Here is a 17,734-nt window from a genome sequence, read left to right on the forward strand (position 1 = left end):
ATCATAGACTTTGCCTATATACAACAAAGGCCATTTAGATATTATCCAAATGGCCTTTGTCAGCTATTTCTGTATTCATTTAGAATGCAGGTTCAATGGTGCCTTTAAAGGTTTTCTGTAAAAAATCACGTGTCGCTTGAGATTGGAAAATTTTCACTACCTTCTGATAGTCAGGGTTGTTCTTTTGATCTTCTTTAGCGGCAATCACCATCACGGCAAGAGGGGCGTCTTTTGCTTCTAAGTAGATACCTTGCTTTTTAGGATCTAAACCTGCAGACATCACGTAGTTCATGGTAATAGCAGCAGCGTCTACGTCATCTAGAGAACGAGGTAATTGTGCAGCATCCACTTCAACGAACTCAAAATGCTTAGGGTTAGCAATGACATCTTTTAGCGTCGCTTTCGAGCCTACCCCAGGTTTAAGGGTAATGAGTTTAGCCTGTTCCAATAGCAGTAAACCGCGTCCACCATTAGTAGGATCATTAGGAATAGCTACTCGAGCATTGTTTGGCAATGCGTCTACAGAAGAGTATTTATTAGAGTAAATACCCATACGCATTAATATTGAGCGTCCAATAGAAACTAAATGCGAGCCGTGCCCTTCATTGTAGTTATCTAAAAACGGCTGATGCTGGTAACTGTTTAAGTCAATACTGCCATCTTCTAGAGCCGCATTTGGGGTAATGTAGTCAGAAAATTGCACCACTTCAATCTTAATTCCCTGCTTGGCGGCCTGTTTCGCAACGGCTTCTACCACTTGAGCATGAGGCCCTACAGTTGCACCAATTTTGATAACTTTTGCTTCTTCTTTACCACAAGCTGTTAAGCCTAGTGCCAACACTGAGATAAATAGCAAATTGATTAACTGTTTTATTCCTTTCATCTTCACTCCATAAGGTATTTTAGACTTCTAGCCATCCAAAACTCAATATACGCTTATCTTATTGGATTGCAACTCTGCTCAATACACTTTTTTGAGAAGTTATAGATACAAAAAAGGTCAGCACTTGGCTGACCTTGATCACAAATTAACGTTTTAGGTATTAGCCACGCAATTGTTTAAACGCATTAATCAAACCATTGGTTGAACTATCATGAGAGTCCACAGTTTGGTTATCAGCCAGCTCAGGTAAAATTTGGCTTGCTAACTGTTTGCCAAGCTCTACGCCCCACTGATCAAAAGTAAAGATATTCCAAATAACACCTTGTACAAAGATCTTATGTTCGTACATCGCAATAAGGTTGCCTAAAGTGCGAGGCGTAATTTGCTTCACTAAGATGGAGTTAGTTGGACGGTTACCTTCAAACACTTTAAACGGTGCCAGTTCGGCAATTTCTTGCGCAGATTTACCCGCAGCAACTAATTCGGCTTCGACTACTTCACGAGATTTACCAAAGGCTAGTGCTTCTGTTTGAGCAAAGAAGTTAGACATTAGTTTTTGATGATGATCGCCCGTTGGGTTGTGGCTGTTCGCTGGAGCGATAAAGTCACAAGGAATCAGCTTTGTACCTTGGTGAATCAACTGATAGAAAGCGTGTTGACCGTTTGTACCCGGCTCGCCCCAAATAATTGGGCCTGTTTGGTAGTCCACAGCATCGCCATTACGGTCAGTGTATTTACCGTTTGATTCCATATTGCCTTGCTGGAAGTACGCGGCAAAACGGTGCATGTATTGATCGTATGGAAGTATGGTTTCTGACTCTGAACCATGGAAGTTGTTATACCAAATACCAATAAGCGCTAGAATGGTTGGGATGTTATTCTCAAGTTCAGTTGATTTGAAATGGTTATCCATATCATGCGCGCCCGCTAGCAACTCAATGAAGTTGTCATAACCCACGCCCAAAGCAATAGAAAGACCGATGGCTGACCATAAAGAATAGCGACCACCAACCCAATCCCAGAATTCAAACATGTTTGCAGTATCAATACCAAACTCAGAAACCGCATCGGCATTGGTAGATAACGCGGCAAAATGTTTCGCTACGTGCGCTTCATCTTGCGCTTCTGCTAGGAACCAATCGCGAGCACTGTGTGCGTTGGTCATTGTTTCTTGTGTAGTAAATGTTTTAGATGCCACCAAGAAAAGCGTTGTTTCTGGGTTCACTTTCTTTAATGTTTCTGCAATATGAGTGCCATCAACATTAGAAACAAAGTGTAGGTTGAGGTGGTTTTTATAAGGAGAAAGTGCCTCAGTCACCATATATGGACCAAGATCTGAACCACCGATACCAATGTTCACAACATCAGTAATAGCTTTACCTGTATACCCTTGCCACTCACCACCGATAACGCGCTCAGTGAATGATTTGATCTTTTCAAGCACAGCATTAACCGCTGGCATCACGTCTTCACCGTCAACGATAACCGGAGTGTTGCTGCGGTTACGTAAAGCCGTATGCAGTACCGAACGACCTTCTGTCTTATTAATTGCTTCGCCAGAGAACATGGCATCGATTGCAGACTTAAGTTCTGTTTGTTTAGCCAAATCAAACAGATGCTTCATTGTTTCTTTGTTGACTAAGTTCTTGGAATAGTCAACTAAGATGTCATCGCCAAATGCTTTAGAGAAATGAGTAAAACGCTGTGCATCTTGTGCAAAGAGATCTTTCATCTGCATATCTTGCGCTGATTCAAAATGAGCGGTTAAGGCTTTCCAAGCATCAGTATGCGTTGGATTGATGTTTTTCAACATTATGAGTTCCCATTATTTTAATTTTACGTTGTGCTTAACCTAAGGTAGAAAGCCTACCCTAACAATTAAACACCCCTGATTCTGACGTTGATGAAGGCAATATGAGCCTTCATCTAAATAATATTTCTAATTTAGCCTGTTATGGCTTGGATTTGGGATTATCACTGATGTATTTCGCGCAATTGTAGAGTTGCTTCACAGTTTATGCGCTAAATATGGTCTTTAATGTAAACAGGTATAACCCTAGATGTCAGCTTAGTCACTAATTCGTATGCGATTGTGCCAACGCATTGTGCGACCTCCTCCACTGGCAAAGACTCACCCCATAATACTGCCGTGTCACCCACGCTATCAGTCGCATCTGGACCTAAATCGACCGTAAGCATATCCATAGATACTCTCCCTGCTAACGGCACTTTACGACCATTCACCAATACCGGTGTTCCATTGGGCGCCATTCTAGGATAACCGTCACCATAACCCACGGCGATAACGCCAATCTTAGTATCTCGCTCGCAGGTCCAGTTGGCTCCATAGCCAATGCTTTCCCCTGCTTTGAGGTCATTCACAGCAATTAAGTGAGAGCTTAAGGTCATGACTGGGCGATAACCCAGTTGCTGCGCGTTATTATCACCAAAAGGCGAAACGCCATACATAATAATACCTGGACGCACCCAATCAAAATGACTGTCACTATGAGCAAGTATTCCCGCCGAGGCGGCCAGTGAGCGCTCGCCTTCACAATTTTCAGTCGTGGCTTTAAAAAGCTCAATTTGCTGGGCTGTTACTGGGTTATCACGCTCATCAGCACAGCCAAAATGACTGATATAACGCAAAGGATGCGCAACATTTTTACACTGATGAAGTCGTTGAATATATTCATCGTAGCGCTCTGGGCGCACACCTAAACGGTGCATTCCCGTGTCCATTTTCAGCCAAACAACAACCGGATTTTCAAGTTCAGCTTGCTCTAAAGCAACTAACTGTTCTTCGCAGTGAACAACCGTTTGAATGTTATTGGTGACTAATATCGGTAAATCACTATCAGAGTAAAAACCTTCCAGCAATAAAATAGGCTTAACAATGCCTCCCGCTCGAAGTTGTAATGCCTCTTCTACTCTGGCAACACCAAAAGCATCCGCATCTTCAGCATGTTTGGCGACTTTCAGTAAGCCATGACCATATCCATTTGCTTTTACCACGGCCAGCAAACGACTGTTCGGTGCTTGCTGATGGACTAGCTTAATATTATGACGTAACGCATCTGTGTTGATGGATGCTATAGCGGCTTTCAATCTACTCATATTAATTCTTACTCATCATCATAATCAAATGCAGGTCCAGCATAGTTATCAAACCGGGAAAACTGCCCTTGGAAAGTTAAGCGAACAGAACCAATAGGACCATTACGTTGTTTACCAAGAATAATTTCTGCCGTTCCCTTCATGGCACTGTCAGGGTTATAGACCTCATCACGATAGATAAACATGATCAAATCCGCATCCTGCTCTATCGCTCCTGATTCACGAAGATCAGAGTTAATTGGACGTTTGTCAGCTCGTTGCTCCAATGAACGGTTAAGCTGTGAAAGTGCAACAACCGGCACATTCAATTCTTTGGCTAAGGCTTTTAAAGAGCGAGAGATTTCTGAGATCTCCAAAGTACGATTATCTTGCATCCCAGGAACGCGCATCAACTGCAAGTAATCAACCATGATCAGGCTTAGCCCACCATTATCTCGGGCAATACGTCGAGCACGAGATCTCAGCTCGGTAGGCGTTAAACCTGAGCTGTCATCAATAAACATGTTCTTCTTCTGCATCAATACGCCCATAGTAGAAGAAATACGCGCCCAATCTTCATCGTCCAGTTGCCCTGTACGAATTTTGGTTTGATCTACCCGTGATAATGATGCCAACATCCTCATCATTATCTGTTCTGAGGGCATCTCTAAAGAGAAGATTAACACCGGCTTGTCCGATTCCATCGCGGCGTTTTCACACAAGTTCATGGCAAAGGTGGTTTTACCCATTGATGGACGAGCAGCCACAATAATCAAATCGGAAGGCTGTAAACCTGCGGTTTTTTTATTTAAGTCATTAAAGCCAGAGTCCACACCGGTCACACCATCTTGTGGCGTTTTATATAAGGTTTCGATACGTTCGAGTGTTTTCTCTAAGATATTGTCGACATTTTGCGGGCCGTCTTTTTCATTCGAACGCTCCTCGGCAATCGCAAACACCTTACTTTCAGCAAAGTCCACTAGATCACTCGACGAGCGACCTTGCGGGTCATAACCTGCATCTGCAATTTCATTGGCGACACCTATCAGGTTTCTTACCACTGCACGCTCTGCAACAATTTCAGCGTATGCATTAATGTTGGCCGCACTCGGGGTATTCTTTACCAAATCAGCTAGATAGGCGAAACCACCCACATCTTCTAGTTGTTCACGGCGCTCTAAAAACTCCGATAAGGTAATAAGATCTAATGGTTGGCTATCTTCAAGCAGGGTTTTTACTGCTTCAAATATCAGCCTATGCGGTCGGCTAAAAAAGTCCGTTGCCATGACTTTTTCGGCAACCGTATCCCAACGTTCATTATCGAGTAATAATCCACCAATAACCGACTGCTCCGCCTCCAGTGAATGAGGGGGAGCTTTAATTGCATCGACTTGAGAGTCTTGGTTTTTCTTTGTTCGTTGATCTACCATAGGTGTGCTCTATAACTTGCAGTTGCCGGCATTATACCAATGCTACAGGTGATGTGTTCAGAAAATTATGTTTAATACCTACGCTATTTAAAGCCCACCGACATTTAAACTCCATAACCCTAAGAGATGAGTCATACTAACTGTATAATTTTTCACTGGATATTGACTCAGACTTTCTGTGTTAATGTACAATATGCAACAGTAACTTAGATTAGAGGTATTTCGTGTCAAAAAAATGGCTATTTTGTCTGGGGTCTCTGATGTGCTCAGTACCTCACGCGGAAGAGCGTGAAGATACGGATATCGCAAGCCCTTCCCCCTTTAAAAGTGAAGTGGAGTTTGGCTATCAGTCTCACTCTGGTAATTCAGACTCTCAGTCTTTGAACTCGCGTATCAGCGGAGAATACATAAAGAACCGTTACCGTCTCAATGGTGAGTGGAAATATTATTTATTATATAAAGATGGCGCGGAAGATAAGCGGCAATCCACTTATGATCTTCAAGGAGACTACAAACTTGGTTCAAAGAGCTACGCTTATTCCAGTTTTAGTGGTTATGACTCTAAATACAGTGCCTATTTTACCGACTATACCGTATCACTCGGTTTAGGTTATCAAATCACCAACACTAAGTACGTACTCATAGAGGGGGAATTGGGCCCTGGTTATCGCTACCAAAAGCCAAATCTTGATGAAATTGGGGATGATGACATTATCTTTCCTGAAACTGTTCAAGAGCCGATTATTCGTGGCAAGCTGTCTATGGTATGGAAGCCTATTAAATCTTTATCCCTCGGCGGTAATCTCACCATAGCTGCGGGGGAAAGTAATACTCGAACGGATACCGAGCTGTCTGTAATCAATGCCATTACTGAAGATATTGCTCTGAAAATCGTTCATAACCGTCAATACCATAATAAAGTACCCGATGGGCTCAGCAATACTGATTCTGTGTTTTCCGTAAATCTGCTCTTTCTTTTTTAATTCAGGCATAAAAAAACACCGACCAAGGCCGGTGTTTTTATTAAGTTGTCTTTAGAGTAAAAAATTACTCTGCAGGTACAACTTGTAGGTTCACAGTTGCGAAAACTTCAGAGTGAAGTTGAACGCTTACTTCGAACTCACCAGTGTTACGTAGTGCGCCTTCAGGAAGACGAACTTCGCTCTTAGCAATTTCAACGCCAGCAGCTGTAACAGCGTCAGCGATGTCACGAGTACCGATAGAACCGAATAGTTTACCTTCGTCACCAGCTTTTGATGCGATAACAACAGCTTCTAGAGCGTTAACTTTCTCAGCACGAGCTTGAGAAGCAGCTAGTTGCTCAGCAACTTTAGCTTCTAGTTCAGCACGACGAGCTTCGAACATTTCAACGTTAGATTTAGTAGCCATTACTGCCTTATTTTGTGGGATAAGGTAGTTACGAGCGTAACCAGATTTAACATTAACAGTATCGCCAAGAGCACCTAGGTTACCGATTTTATCAAGTAGAATAACTTGCATTATTTAATCCTCTATTCTTAATAAACCGACCGATTACTGATGCTTATCAGTGTACGGAAGTAGTGCTAGGTAGCGAGAACGCTTGATTGCACGAGCTAGTTGACGCTGATATTTAGCGCTAGTACCAGTAATACGGCTAGGTACAATTTTACCAGCTTCAGTGATGTAGTTTTTAAGAGTTGCTACGTCTTTGTAATCAATCTCTTGTACGCCTTCTGCAGTAAAACGGCAGAATTTACGACGACGGAAGAAACGAGCCATGGGCTATCTCCTGATCTTAAATTTGAGTGATATCTTGGGCATGCAAAACCAGTTTTCCTAAGCCATTTTGGCTAGTTTGATAAGCGACAAAGCCACTTACCCTGATAGTGCTGCCTTTAACTAGTTCTTGAGTTAATGTGTGCGACCTTTTGCCACTCACCACTACAGGCATTCGACAGTAAACCTGTCTTGGAAGCTCTGCTTCCATCACATCTGAGCGATGCTCAAGCCAAAACTGGCAATGTGATATCCCCGAGGGGCATTGTGTTCGAACAGAGTCTTTAGTAACAGAGCCACTTAAGTCCATTCGATTGGTCATACAATCAATTACTCAGCAGATGCTTCTGGCTTAGCTTCAGTACGCTCTTCGCGACGAGGAGCACGCTCTGCACGCTCTTCTTTTTGCTTAAGCATGATTGATTGCTCAGTCACAGCGCCTTTAGTGCGCATGATCATGTTGCGTAGAACTGCATCGTTATAACGGAAAGCAGTTTCTAGCTCGTCGATCACAGCTTGATCAGCTTCAACGTTCATAAGAACGTAGTGAGCTTTATGAAGCTTGTTGATTGGGTAAGCCAGTTGACGACGACCCCAGTCTTCTAGACGGTGGATAGTACCGCCAGCTTCGTTGATAGAACCAGTGTAACGCTCGATCATGCCAGCAACTTGCTCGCTTTGATCAGGGTGCACCATGAATACGATTTCGTAATGACGCATTTGTTGCTCCTTACGGATTATTAGCTTCCACGAGTGGCTCGGTCGTCCAGAGGAAGCAAGGAACTAAAGATAAATGACCGAGTTTTAAGGACGGCAAATAGTACAGAAATCGCCCAATAAGATCAAGAGAAAAACACCTAATGTGCTGAGATAGTTTTCGGCTGTAGTAAACAGGCGTTTAATGCTTATAAATTAAACGTTTTTCACTATTTTTGGACGCAGAAAGTCTCCATATAAAAACAGGAGCCGAAGCTCCCATTTTTTAAATCATGAAAACAGTATTGGCTACTTTTGACGCTGTCTAACCGCTTCAAATAGACAAACACCTGACGCGACAGATACGTTAAGGCTCGATACAGAACCGGCCATAGGGATCTTAATCAAGTCATCACAGGTTTCGCGTGTTAGGCGGCGCATGCCATCCCCTTCCGCACCCATGACAATCGCTAGTGAGCCGGTAAGTTTGCTTTGGTACACGTCATGTGTCGCCTCGCCTGCCGTACCCACAATCCACACATTCTGCTCTTGTAAACGGCGCATAGTACGCGCTAGGTTAGTTACGCGAACCAAAGGTACGGTTTCTGCTGCACCACAAGCGACTTTACTCACTGTGGCTGTCAACGGCGCAGATTTATCTTTAGGAACGATTACAGCGGCAACACCGGCAGCATCAGCATTACGTAGACAAGCACCGAGGTTATGCGGATCCGTGACACCATCGAGAATCAGTAGCAGCGGGTTGGGATTAGAGGCCACTATGCTATCTAGATCATTTTCGTTTAAGGCTTTGGCCGCTTTCACTCGACCGATAATGCCTTGGTGGTTTGCGCCTTTAGATTTATCGTCTAGTGCTTTGCGTCCCATCTGTTGGATAGACACGCCGTACGCTTGAAGTTGGTTAATTAAAGGTAACAAACGGTCATCCTGACGCCCCTTTAATACAAATGCTTCGATAAAGCGTGCTGGATCATTCTCTAGCACGGCTTTAACTGCATGGATACCGTAAATATATTCGTTACTCATTAGTGACTTCTCTTATTTCTTAGGAGCGCGAGCTTTGTTCTTATTGCTACGTGCTTTATTTTTTCTGGCTTTTTGCGATTTTGACTTTTTGGCTGCAGGCTTAGCATCTGTACTGCCATCAGGACGTACAGTAGGCTCGACCAGAGTTTTAGCTCGTTTAGAGCGCCCTTTCTTTGCAGGGGCGTCTTTTTTGTCGCCAAAACGTTTTGCATCTTCTAACAAACGTTTTTTCGCCGTTTTACCTTTGCCTTTCGGAGTACGATTACTGCCTACTATTTCAAAATCAATTTGTTTGTCGTTTAGGTTCACGGCTAATACTTTCACCTTAACCTGATCACCAAGACGATAGATTTGACCTGAACTTTCACCGACTAAACGCTGACTGATGGCATCATAGCGATAGTAGTCGTTCGCTAATGTCGATATATGAACCAAGCCATCGATATGTAGCTCGGTTAATCGAACAAAGAAACCAAAGCCCGTCACATTGGCAATTACACCGTCTAACTCTTCACCAACATGATCTTGCATGTATTCACACTTGAGCCAGTCGGCAACATCACGGGTGGCGTCATCAGCGCGGCGTTCGGTCATGGAACATTGCTCACCAAACACATCCATATCATCGAAAGAATAATGGTAACCGCCTGTTGGGGTCCATCGATCCGTATTACGCCCTTCTTGTTTTGCAATTAAGTACTTAATTGCGCGATGCAATAACAAATCGGGATAACGACGAATAGGTGAGGTGAAGTGCGCATAACGCTTTAATGCTAGACCAAAGTGACCCGCATTGTCTGGATTATACACCGCTTGCTTCATTGAACGTAGTAGCATTGTCTGGATAAGCTCTTTATCCGGACGCTGAATCACCACTTGCATCAGATCAGCATAATCGGTTGGCGATGGTTCTAAACCACCATTTAAGGTTAAACCCAACTCACTCAAGAAATCTTTAAAACCGGTGAGTCTTTGCTCCCCTGGAGTTTCATGGATGCGATACAGTGCAGGCTCTTTCAGTTTTTCAACTAAAGAAGCAGAGGCAATGTTCGCTAAGATCATACACTCTTCAATCAGCTTATGCGCATCGTTACGAATGACAGGTTCAATACGGTCAATTTTTCTATCAGCATTAAAGATAAATTTGGTTTCTACCGTTTCAAACTCTATTGCACCACGACGCTCGCGAGACGTTTTGAGTATGCTGTACATATTGTGCAATTCTTGCAAATGAGGCACTAAAGACTCATAACGTTGATTCAGCTCTTCATCACCATTGAGAATATCGTTCACCTTGGTATAGGTTAAACGAGCGTGAGAGTTCATCACTGCTTCATAATGCTTATAACCAGAAAGCTTACCGCTTTCCGATACCGTCATTTCACATACCATACATAGGCGATCAACTTGAGGGTTGAGAGAACACAAGCCGTTAGACAACACCTCCGGTAGCATAGGCACAACCTGAGAAGGGAAATACACAGAGTTACCGCGGTTAATGGCTTCTTTATCTAAAGCGGAGTCAGGGCGAACATAATGGCTGACATCGGCAATAGCCACCCATAAGCGCCAACCACCGCTTTTTTTCTTTTCACAATATACGGCATCATCAAAATCTCGAGCGTCTTCACCATCAATGGTAACCAATGGTAACTCTCTTAAATCGACACGTCCCTTTTTCGCCTCTTCTGGCACCTGCTCTTCTAATGAGGCAATTTGCTGAGTGACTTCTTCTGGCCATTCATTAGGTATTTGATGAGTACGGATGGCAATTTGCGTTTCCATGCCCGGTGCTAAATTTTCACCGAGTACGTCAACAACTTGCCCTGTCATGCCTCGAGAGCGACTGCCTCTGTCTGTTATTTCAATAACAACGACATTGCCCATACGAGCACCCATTCGGTGCTCTTTAGGAATAAGAATATCTTGGTGGATTCGAGAGTCGTCGGCCACAACATACGCTTGGCCAAATTCAAGGAAGAAACGTCCAACAATTTGCATGGCACGCTCTTCTAGCACTCTTACAATACGTGCTTCTTTGCGGCCTCGCTTATCGGTACCGGACTGCTGAGCGAGCACGTAGTCACCGTGAATGATGCCGCGCATTTGATGAAAAGGCAGCACTAGGTCGTGATCTTTGCCTATAACACCTTCAGGACGAACCCAGCCAAAGCCATCTTTATGGCCAATAACATGGCCTTTAATCATCTCTAATTTTTCAGGAACCGCAAAACATTGGCGACGAGTGAAAACCAATTGGCCATCACGTAACATGGCATTTAAACGACGGCGCAAGCCTTCATACTGATCTTCACCGCTAAGCTCTAATGCGGTAAATAGGTCATTGCGATTCATTGGCACGCCAGCACCTTCAAGAAAGCTTAGAAGAAACTCTCTGCTTGGTACTGGGTTCTCGTAATTTTTAGCCTCTCGAGCGGCATGGGGGTCAAGAGATTTAGAATCGGACATGGATGTGCTCATTTATTAGAATAATTGTGTAAAGTATATTCTAGTAATGCCCCACAAGGAAAAAATGCTTTACAAATTAATGAAATAATCACCTTTTTGTTGCTAACCTTTAGATAAAAGAATCATTAATTGTGAATTATCGCCCACTAAGTCATTTAGATGGCATTTATCTAACTCTTGCAAAAAGGCTTCTTTGGCTTGGTGAAGGTAACTTTTCAAGCGGCAAGCGGGGGTGATATGGCAGAACTCGGGAGAACAGTTAATCACCATCAACGGTTCTAACTCTCTCACCACATTGCCAATATTTATTTTATCTACCGGTTGATTAAGCCTAATCCCACCATTCTTACCACGAATCGTTTTTATGAATCCCTTTTGACCAAGCTTATTTACGATCTTCACCATATGGTTACGCGATATATCAAATACTTCGCTTACTTTAGTGATATTAGTGAGTTCATCATCTTTAAGGGAGGCTAAGTATATGAGTGTTCGAATAGCATAATCCGTAAAGCTAGTAATTTGCATAGTGGTACTCCATGTCATTCCACAAGTGTAGTTCTTTTGTTGACTTTAATATACACCTTATGTGTGGCACTACTTGTGTAAAAGTGAATACGGCTTTAAGGAGTCAAGTTATCGCTCCACTAAAACACGCCCATCATTCATAAGGGGCTTAATTATGAGCGCATAATGAGCAGAAAAATTTGAGTTAGCGCGCGATAGACACAAAAAAACCGGCTAATGCCGGTTTTTTATCAAGATTTCACTGCAATTAAGAAGCGAAAGGATGGACCTTGATCATTGTCTCGTTACGGTCAGGACCCGTAGAGATGATATCAATAGGCACACCAGTTAACTCTTCAATACGTTTGATGTAGTCAAGAGCCGCTTGTGGTAATGCGTCAAGAGACGTCGCACCATAAGTTTTTTCAGACCAACCAGGCATAGTTTCGTAAATTGGTGTCGCTTCTTCGAATGCTTCAGCAGACATTGGAGAGACTTCTAGTACAGAACCGTCTTTCATTTTGTAACCAGTACAAATTTTCAGTTCTTCTAGGCCATCAAGTACGTCAAGTTTAGTTAGACAGAAACCTGAGATTGAGTTCAATTGAACCGCACGACGCATAGCAACAGCATCAAACCAACCAGTACGACGTAGACGACCCGTTGTTGCACCAAATTCATGGCCAACTTCACCTAAGTGTTTGCCGATTGGATCTTGCTGTTCCACACCGTCATACAACTCAGTTGGGAATGGACCTGAACCAACGCGAGTACAGTAAGCTTTCGCAATACCTAAGATGTAACCAATGTGACGAGGACCAAAACCAGAACCTGCAGCAACACCACCAGCGGTTGTGTTAGAAGAGGTTACGTACGGGTAAGTACCGTGGTCAATATCTAGAAGTGTACCTTGAGCACCTTCGAACATGATTTTATCGCCACGTTTACGTGCCGCGTCTAGTTCGTCAGTAACATCAATCACCATTGAAGTTAGAAGATCTGCATAGCCCATAGCTTGCTCAAGAACTTCATCGTAACTTACTGGTTCAACTTTATAGAAATGCTCTAGTTGGAAGTTATGGTAAGCCAATACTTCTTTTAGTTTTTCAGCAAATGCAACTTTATCAAATAGATCGCCAACACGTAGACTGCGACGAGCTACTTTATCTTCATACGCTGGACCGATACCACGACCAGTTGTACCAATTGCTTTTTTACCAAGCGCGATTTCGCGAGCCTGATCGATAGCGATATGGTAAGGAAGAATTAATGGACAAGCTTCTGAAATAAATAGGCGCTCACTAACCGGAATGCCACGCTCTTCAAGAGGTTTCATTTCGTTCAGAAGTGCATCAGGAGAAAGTACAACACCGTTGCCAATAATGCATTTCACATTATCACGCAGGATACCTGATGGAATTAAGTGAAGAACGGTTTTCTTACCGTCAATAACTAGAGTGTGGCCTGCATTGTGTCCGCCTTGGTAGCGTACAACATACTTCGCATCTTCAGTTAAAAGGTCAACGATTTTACCTTTACCCTCGTCACCCCATTGGGTGCCTAAAACAACTACGTTATTTCCCATCTTTCCAATTCTGATTGCTAGTTAAAAACAGATTTTAGCACCGAAAAATTAAATTTGCAGTCATTTTTTAAGCACTGGATAAAAAATAATGGTGCTTGTTCAAATTGATTTAAACAGCGACCGAAAGTTTTTCAATATTCACAGCAACATAAAGGTGATTACCGCCCCCGCGACAACCAAGCAGCCACCGAGTCGACGTAACTGATTATCGGGCTGCTGACTTAATTGCGCCATCATGTTACGCCAAGCATTAGGCGCGAGTAACGGGCCGATACCTTCCAAAACTAAAAGCAAACCAAAAGCTATCCAAATTCCCTGAGACATACGTTTTTCCTGTTTATTCTTTAAATGAAAAAAGGCCCCTAAATTAGGAGCCTTTACAATATCTAGCGAGTGTTACTTACGTGGTGCACCACTTGAATCATTCATAAAGCGGAAGAAGTCACTCTTAGGATCAAGGACCATAATGTCGCTTTTCTCAGAGAAGGATTTCTCATAGGCACGTAAAGAACGCACAAAGCTGTAGAACTCTGGGTCTTTATTGTACGCATCAGAATAAATCTTCGCGGCTTTCGCATCTGCATCACCTCGAGTAACTCGAGCTGTTCTATCTGCTTCTGCTAGTACCGTAGCCACTTCTAGCTCAGCTTGAGCACGGATGATTTCTGCTTTCTCACGACCTTGCGAACGGTGCTTACGAGCCACTGACTCACGTTCAGCACGCATACGACGGTAGATTGATTCAGAGATTTCATCCGGTAGGTTGATTTTCTTCATTCGGAAATCAACTACGCGAACACCTAAGTCATCCATAGCACTTTGACGGGTATCGTCTAAAACCACTGACATGATTTTGTCACGCTCACCGTCAATTTCAACGGCGGCACGTGCTGCTTCTGAAACGGTATCATCTAGCTCGGACTCATCCGGTAATATCGCTTTGTTGCGAGGGCCCGAAACAATCTGCTTGATCTCACGAGAACCGATTTCAGCACGAAGCACATCGGTAACTTTACGCTCTAATAGCGCTTGCGCTGTTAGTGCATTACCGCCACCGGTTGCTAGGTAATATTGACCGAAATCTTCAATACGCCATTTCACGTATGAATCAATGATAACGTCTTTTTTCTCAGAAGTTACGAAACGGTCAGAACGGCCATCCATTGTTTGAATACGCGCATCTAAACGCTTAACGTTATCAAATAATGGCATTTTGAAATGCAGTCCAGGCTCGTAGATACGAGACATTTCATTGTTATCTTTCAAGATACGACCAAATCGAACCACGATACCGCGCTCACCTTCTGGGACCACAAATACCGACATCAACAATAGTGCGATGATAACCACTACTACAGGGATCATTAACTTACGCATTTCTAGTATCTCCCTTGACGAGTGGTTGTAGTTGAACGAGAGTCCGTAGCGGGTGTTGACGTTTGCGCTGCTTTATCGGCATCTAACTCTATTTTATCGTAAGTTGAAGACGATTTATTCGCACGCTTAGTTGATGAACCTTCTTGACCCGCTAATTTATCAATTGGCAAGTAAAGTAGGTTACCGCTTGATTCAGAATCAATCAGTACTTTAGACGTATTCGAGTAAACTTCTTCCATTGTATCTAAATACAAACGGTTTCGAGTCACCTCTGGAGCCGCCTGATATTCAGGGAGTAGTTTTTCGAATTGAGCGACTTGACCAAACGCTTCATTCACGATGCGCTCACTATAACCCAGTGCTTCTTTCTTCAAACGTTCTGCACGACCTGTTGCCTTAGGCAAAATTTCGTTTTTGTATGCTTCAGCTTCACGGATGAAACGCTCTTCATCTTCTCGCGCAGCGATAGCGTCATCGAACGAGTCTTTCACTTGCTCTGGCGGACGTGCGGATTGGAAGTTGACGTCTACAATCAAGATACCCATATCATAGCCATCGATGATGCTATTTAATGTTTCTTGAGTGCTTTGACGAATTTGCTGACGACCACTGGTTAAAATACTGTCCATTAGTGAGTCACCAATTACCGCACGAAGTGCAGAGTCGGTTGCTTGACGCAAACTGTCATCAGCATTAGTCACACGATACAAATATTTATACGGGTCAGAAACTCGATATTGAACACCCATGCCAACTGTAACAACGTTTTCATCTTTTGTTAGCATCAAACCAGAAGCTTGCAAAGCACGAATAGCTTCAACGTTGACTGTTGTTACTTCATCCACAAAGCGTGGACGCCAGTTTAGACCAGGTTCAACGATGCGATCATATTTACCCAGACGTAGTACTACACCACGCTCGGCTTCGCCTACGGTATAGAAACCAGAAGCAAACCAAATCACAATGGCAATAAGAGCAATCAGACCAAAGCCCATTGCACCGCCACCGGTAGAGGATGAACCACCACCACGTTTACCAAATTTTCCACCCAGCTTTTGACTCAGCTTATTAAACACTTCGTCTAAATCTGGTGGTCCTTGGTTGCGACCACCGGATTGCTGTTTGCCACGATCATTATTACCCCAAGGGTCATTATCGCGGCCATTGTTTCCATTATTATTTCCAGGCTCGTTCCACGCCATTAGAAAACTCCATCACTAGATATGACGTTATAAAGTAACAGTCTTTTAACCGACTATAAAGTCGTCCAACTGCGCCTCTTCCCTCTTTTGCAGTCTAGCCCAATCGGCTTGCTGCATTCGAATATCAATCAACAAGTTACCTTCTTCATCATATGCCTCTTGTCGAATACATTTCAAGTTGAAAAATACACCGCGTAAACGCCCTTGGTATAAGGGAGGAATACTCAGGGTATATTCGACCATTTGGCTTGCTAAACGTTCAGTTAGCGCTTGAAACAGAAGGTCTAAACCCAAGCCTTCCATTGCAGAAACCCACACAGTAGTCGGTACGCCCTCATCATTATACTCAATACGAGGCGTTGCCTTTTCCATGTTGTCTATTTTGTTCATAACAAGCAAAACAGGGATTTCATGTGCATCGATCTCTTCTAAGACGATATCGACAGCTTGCACATTCTCTCTGAAACGGTCATCACTCGCATCTATAACATGTAACAAAATGTCAGCTTCTTGGGTTTCCTGTAACGTTGCTTTAAACGCGGCCACCAAATCATGCGGAAGATGACGGATAAATCCGACCGTATCCGCTAAGATGGCTAAGCCTACATCGTCTAACTCTATTTTACGTAGAGTTGGATCCAAAGTTGCAAACAATTGGTCGGCTGCATAGACACTGGCTTCTGTTATCCTATTGAACAATGTGGATTTGCCTGCGTTGGTATATCCAACTAAAGAGACAGTAGGAATTTCGGCACGTTTTCTAGCTCTGCGACCTTGCTCTCGTTGCTTAGCGACCTTATCCAAACGACGTAAAATCGCTTTGATGCGGTCTCTTAGTAAACGACGGTCGGTTTCAAGCTGGGTTTCACCCGGCCCTCTTAAGCCAATACCACCTTTTTGTCTCTCCAAGTGAGTCCAACCACGTATTAATCGGGTGGAGATATGGCGCAATTGAGCCAACTCTACTTGCAGTTTACCCTCATGGGTTCTCGCCCGTTGTGCAAAGATATCTAATATTAAACCGGTACGGTCTAGCACTCGACACTTACACATTTGCTCTAGGTTTCGTTCTTGGGCAGGGGAAAGGGAATGATTAAAGATAACGATCTCGGCCTCGAATTGCTGAACGATATCAGCAATTTCTTGAGCCTTACCCTCACCCACGTAATACTTTGCATGAGGGGATTGACGACTACCCGTCACTGTTTGCAAGTTATTTACGCCTGCAGAAGACACTAGCATTTCAAATTCTGCTAGGTCTTCCCATTCCCCTTCTTGTGTAAAATTAATATGAACAAGTACCGCCTGTTCACCTGATTCATACCGGTCAAACAAACGATAAGCTCCTTACACAAATTTGTTGATGATTAAATAACTTTTTCAATTAGTCTTCTGACTTCTCTGCTGTGCGTTCAACGCGTTCGTTAGCACTGTGATGAGTTACTGCTCGAGCAGGAACTACCGTCGAAATAGCATGTTTGTATACCATTTGGTTTACTGTGTTCTTCAATAAAATGACGAATTGGTCAAAAGACTCAATTTGCCCTTGAAGTTTAATGCCATTGACAAGATAAATAGAAACCGGCACGCGCTCACGACGCAGTGCGTTCAAAAACGGGTCTTGTAAAGATTGCCCCTTTGCCATTGTTATTTTCCTTATTAGTATGTTGTTGTAATTATTTAG

At 43.3% G+C, this 17,734-nt stretch carries 18 protein-coding genes; 1 reads left to right on the forward strand and 17 read right to left on the reverse strand.

Going from position 1 to position 17,734, the window contains the following annotated elements; all coding sequences use genetic code 11:
* Positions 1–79: 79 nt before the first annotated feature.
* The 4 genes from OCU56_RS11510 to OCU56_RS11525 form a co-directional block, all read right to left on the reverse strand.
* On the reverse strand, positions 80–883 hold the full coding sequence (locus OCU56_RS11510; protein ID WP_261873348.1) for a MetQ/NlpA family ABC transporter substrate-binding protein: 804 nt from the start codon (positions 881–883) through the stop codon (positions 80–82).
* Between the two features lie 160 nt (positions 884–1,043).
* A complete protein-coding gene (pgi, locus tag OCU56_RS11515; protein ID WP_261873349.1) occupies positions 1,044–2,696 on the reverse strand; it encodes a glucose-6-phosphate isomerase in 1,653 nt (550 codons plus the stop codon).
* Positions 2,697–2,905: 209 nt separating this feature from the next.
* Positions 2,906–4,000: an alanine racemase gene (gene alr, locus OCU56_RS11520; protein WP_261873350.1), complete on the reverse strand. Its 1,095-nt coding sequence runs from the start codon at positions 3,998–4,000 to the stop codon at positions 2,906–2,908.
* 8 nt (positions 4,001–4,008) lie between these two features.
* Positions 4,009–5,409 carry a replicative DNA helicase gene (locus OCU56_RS11525; protein WP_261873351.1) on the reverse strand — a complete coding sequence of 467 codons (1,401 nt, stop codon included), beginning with the start codon at positions 5,407–5,409 and terminating at the stop codon, positions 4,009–4,011.
* Positions 5,410–5,669: 260 nt separating this feature from the next.
* On the opposite strand from OCU56_RS11525, the gene OCU56_RS11530 reads away from it, so the two are divergent.
* On the forward strand, positions 5,670–6,392 hold the full coding sequence (locus tag OCU56_RS11530; RefSeq protein WP_261874814.1) for a DUF481 domain-containing protein: 723 nt from the start codon (positions 5,670–5,672) through the stop codon (positions 6,390–6,392).
* Positions 6,393–6,456: 64 nt separating this feature from the next.
* Here OCU56_RS11530 and rplI read toward each other — a convergent pair whose 3' ends face one another.
* The 13 genes from rplI to hfq form a co-directional block, all read right to left on the reverse strand.
* Positions 6,457–6,909, reverse strand: coding sequence for a 50S ribosomal protein L9 (gene rplI / locus OCU56_RS11535; protein ID WP_261873352.1), 453 nt, complete (start codon positions 6,907–6,909; stop codon positions 6,457–6,459).
* A 33-nt stretch (positions 6,910–6,942) separates the two neighbouring features.
* A complete protein-coding gene (gene rpsR / locus OCU56_RS11540) occupies positions 6,943–7,170 on the reverse strand; it encodes a 30S ribosomal protein S18 (protein ID WP_000090472.1) in 228 nt (75 codons plus the stop codon).
* A gap of 16 nt (positions 7,171–7,186) precedes the next feature.
* Positions 7,187–7,489: a primosomal replication protein N gene (priB, locus tag OCU56_RS11545; protein ID WP_261873353.1), complete on the reverse strand. Its 303-nt coding sequence runs from the start codon at positions 7,487–7,489 to the stop codon at positions 7,187–7,189.
* Between the two features lie 8 nt (positions 7,490–7,497).
* On the reverse strand, positions 7,498–7,887 hold the full coding sequence (rpsF, locus tag OCU56_RS11550) for a 30S ribosomal protein S6 (RefSeq protein ID WP_261873354.1): 390 nt from the start codon (positions 7,885–7,887) through the stop codon (positions 7,498–7,500).
* Between the two features lie 285 nt (positions 7,888–8,172).
* The gene (rlmB, locus tag OCU56_RS11555) at positions 8,173–8,910 is read right to left on the reverse strand and encodes a 23S rRNA (guanosine(2251)-2'-O)-methyltransferase RlmB (protein WP_261873355.1); all 738 of its coding nucleotides are present in this window, start codon (positions 8,908–8,910) and stop codon (positions 8,173–8,175) included.
* A 12-nt stretch (positions 8,911–8,922) separates the two neighbouring features.
* Positions 8,923–11,379 (reverse strand): ribonuclease R, encoded by a 2,457-nt coding sequence (gene rnr / locus OCU56_RS11560; protein WP_261873356.1) that lies wholly within the window; start codon positions 11,377–11,379, stop codon positions 8,923–8,925.
* Positions 11,380–11,481: 102 nt separating this feature from the next.
* Positions 11,482–11,907, reverse strand: coding sequence for a nitric oxide-sensing transcriptional repressor NsrR (gene nsrR / locus OCU56_RS11565; protein ID WP_261873357.1), 426 nt, complete (start codon positions 11,905–11,907; stop codon positions 11,482–11,484).
* A gap of 247 nt (positions 11,908–12,154) precedes the next feature.
* Positions 12,155–13,471 carry an adenylosuccinate synthase gene (locus tag OCU56_RS11570; RefSeq protein WP_261873358.1) on the reverse strand — a complete coding sequence of 439 codons (1,317 nt, stop codon included), beginning with the start codon at positions 13,469–13,471 and terminating at the stop codon, positions 12,155–12,157.
* A 138-nt stretch (positions 13,472–13,609) separates the two neighbouring features.
* On the reverse strand, positions 13,610–13,795 hold the full coding sequence (locus tag OCU56_RS11575) for a DUF2065 domain-containing protein (RefSeq protein WP_261873359.1): 186 nt from the start codon (positions 13,793–13,795) through the stop codon (positions 13,610–13,612).
* A gap of 72 nt (positions 13,796–13,867) precedes the next feature.
* Positions 13,868–14,848, reverse strand: a complete 981-nt coding sequence (gene hflC / locus OCU56_RS11580; RefSeq protein ID WP_261873360.1) for a protease modulator HflC — start codon at positions 14,846–14,848, stop codon at positions 13,868–13,870.
* 2 nt (positions 14,849–14,850) lie between these two features.
* Complete coding sequence (gene hflK / locus OCU56_RS11585; protein WP_261873361.1) at positions 14,851–16,050, reverse strand: FtsH protease activity modulator HflK; 1,200 nt, start codon at positions 16,048–16,050, stop codon at positions 14,851–14,853.
* A gap of 45 nt (positions 16,051–16,095) precedes the next feature.
* Entirely contained in the window at positions 16,096–17,385 is a 1,290-nt protein-coding gene (gene hflX / locus OCU56_RS11590) for a ribosome rescue GTPase HflX (RefSeq protein ID WP_261873362.1), read from the reverse strand.
* A gap of 49 nt (positions 17,386–17,434) precedes the next feature.
* Positions 17,435–17,695, reverse strand: a complete 261-nt coding sequence (hfq, locus tag OCU56_RS11595) for an RNA chaperone Hfq (protein WP_261873363.1) — start codon at positions 17,693–17,695, stop codon at positions 17,435–17,437.
* Between the last annotated feature and the right edge of the window lie 39 nt (positions 17,696–17,734).

Source organism: Vibrio rarus (genome assembly GCF_024347075.1).
In the GTDB taxonomy this organism is placed as follows: Bacteria; Pseudomonadota; Gammaproteobacteria; order Enterobacterales; family Vibrionaceae; genus Vibrio; species Vibrio rarus.

What these genes read in the sequence shown, in the direction of transcription:
- OCU56_RS11530 (WP_261874814.1), top strand. Translation starts at nt 5,670, where the DNA reads ATGTGCTCAGTACCTCACGCGGAAGAGCGTGAAGATACGGATATCGCA.
- hflC (WP_261873360.1), bottom strand. Translation starts at nt 14,848, where the DNA reads ATGCGTAAGTTAATGATCCCTGTAGTAGTGGTTATCATCGCACTATTG.
- rnr (WP_261873356.1), bottom strand. Translation starts at nt 11,379, where the DNA reads ATGTCCGATTCTAAATCTCTTGACCCCCATGCCGCTCGAGAGGCTAAA.
- alr (WP_261873350.1), bottom strand. Translation starts at nt 4,000, where the DNA reads ATGAGTAGATTGAAAGCCGCTATAGCATCCATCAACACAGATGCGTTA.
- pgi (WP_261873349.1), bottom strand. Translation starts at nt 2,696, where the DNA reads ATGTTGAAAAACATCAATCCAACGCATACTGATGCTTGGAAAGCCTTA.
- OCU56_RS11570 (WP_261873358.1), bottom strand. Translation starts at nt 13,471, where the DNA reads ATGGGAAATAACGTAGTTGTTTTAGGCACCCAATGGGGTGACGAGGGT.
- OCU56_RS11525 (WP_261873351.1), bottom strand. Translation starts at nt 5,409, where the DNA reads ATGGTAGATCAACGAACAAAGAAAAACCAAGACTCTCAAGTCGATGCA.
- nsrR (WP_261873357.1), bottom strand. Translation starts at nt 11,907, where the DNA reads ATGCAAATTACTAGCTTTACGGATTATGCTATTCGAACACTCATATAC.
- priB (WP_261873353.1), bottom strand. Translation starts at nt 7,489, where the DNA reads ATGACCAATCGAATGGACTTAAGTGGCTCTGTTACTAAAGACTCTGTT.
- hfq (WP_261873363.1), bottom strand. Translation starts at nt 17,695, where the DNA reads ATGGCAAAGGGGCAATCTTTACAAGACCCGTTTTTGAACGCACTGCGT.
- rlmB (WP_261873355.1), bottom strand. Translation starts at nt 8,910, where the DNA reads ATGAGTAACGAATATATTTACGGTATCCATGCAGTTAAAGCCGTGCTA.
- rpsR (WP_000090472.1), bottom strand. Translation starts at nt 7,170, where the DNA reads ATGGCTCGTTTCTTCCGTCGTCGTAAATTCTGCCGTTTTACTGCAGAA.
- rpsF (WP_261873354.1), bottom strand. Translation starts at nt 7,887, where the DNA reads ATGCGTCATTACGAAATCGTATTCATGGTGCACCCTGATCAAAGCGAG.
- OCU56_RS11510 (WP_261873348.1), bottom strand. Translation starts at nt 883, where the DNA reads ATGAAAGGAATAAAACAGTTAATCAATTTGCTATTTATCTCAGTGTTG.
- hflK (WP_261873361.1), bottom strand. Translation starts at nt 16,050, where the DNA reads ATGGCGTGGAACGAGCCTGGAAATAATAATGGAAACAATGGCCGCGAT.
- rplI (WP_261873352.1), bottom strand. Translation starts at nt 6,909, where the DNA reads ATGCAAGTTATTCTACTTGATAAAATCGGTAACCTAGGTGCTCTTGGC.
- OCU56_RS11575 (WP_261873359.1), bottom strand. Translation starts at nt 13,795, where the DNA reads ATGTCTCAGGGAATTTGGATAGCTTTTGGTTTGCTTTTAGTTTTGGAA.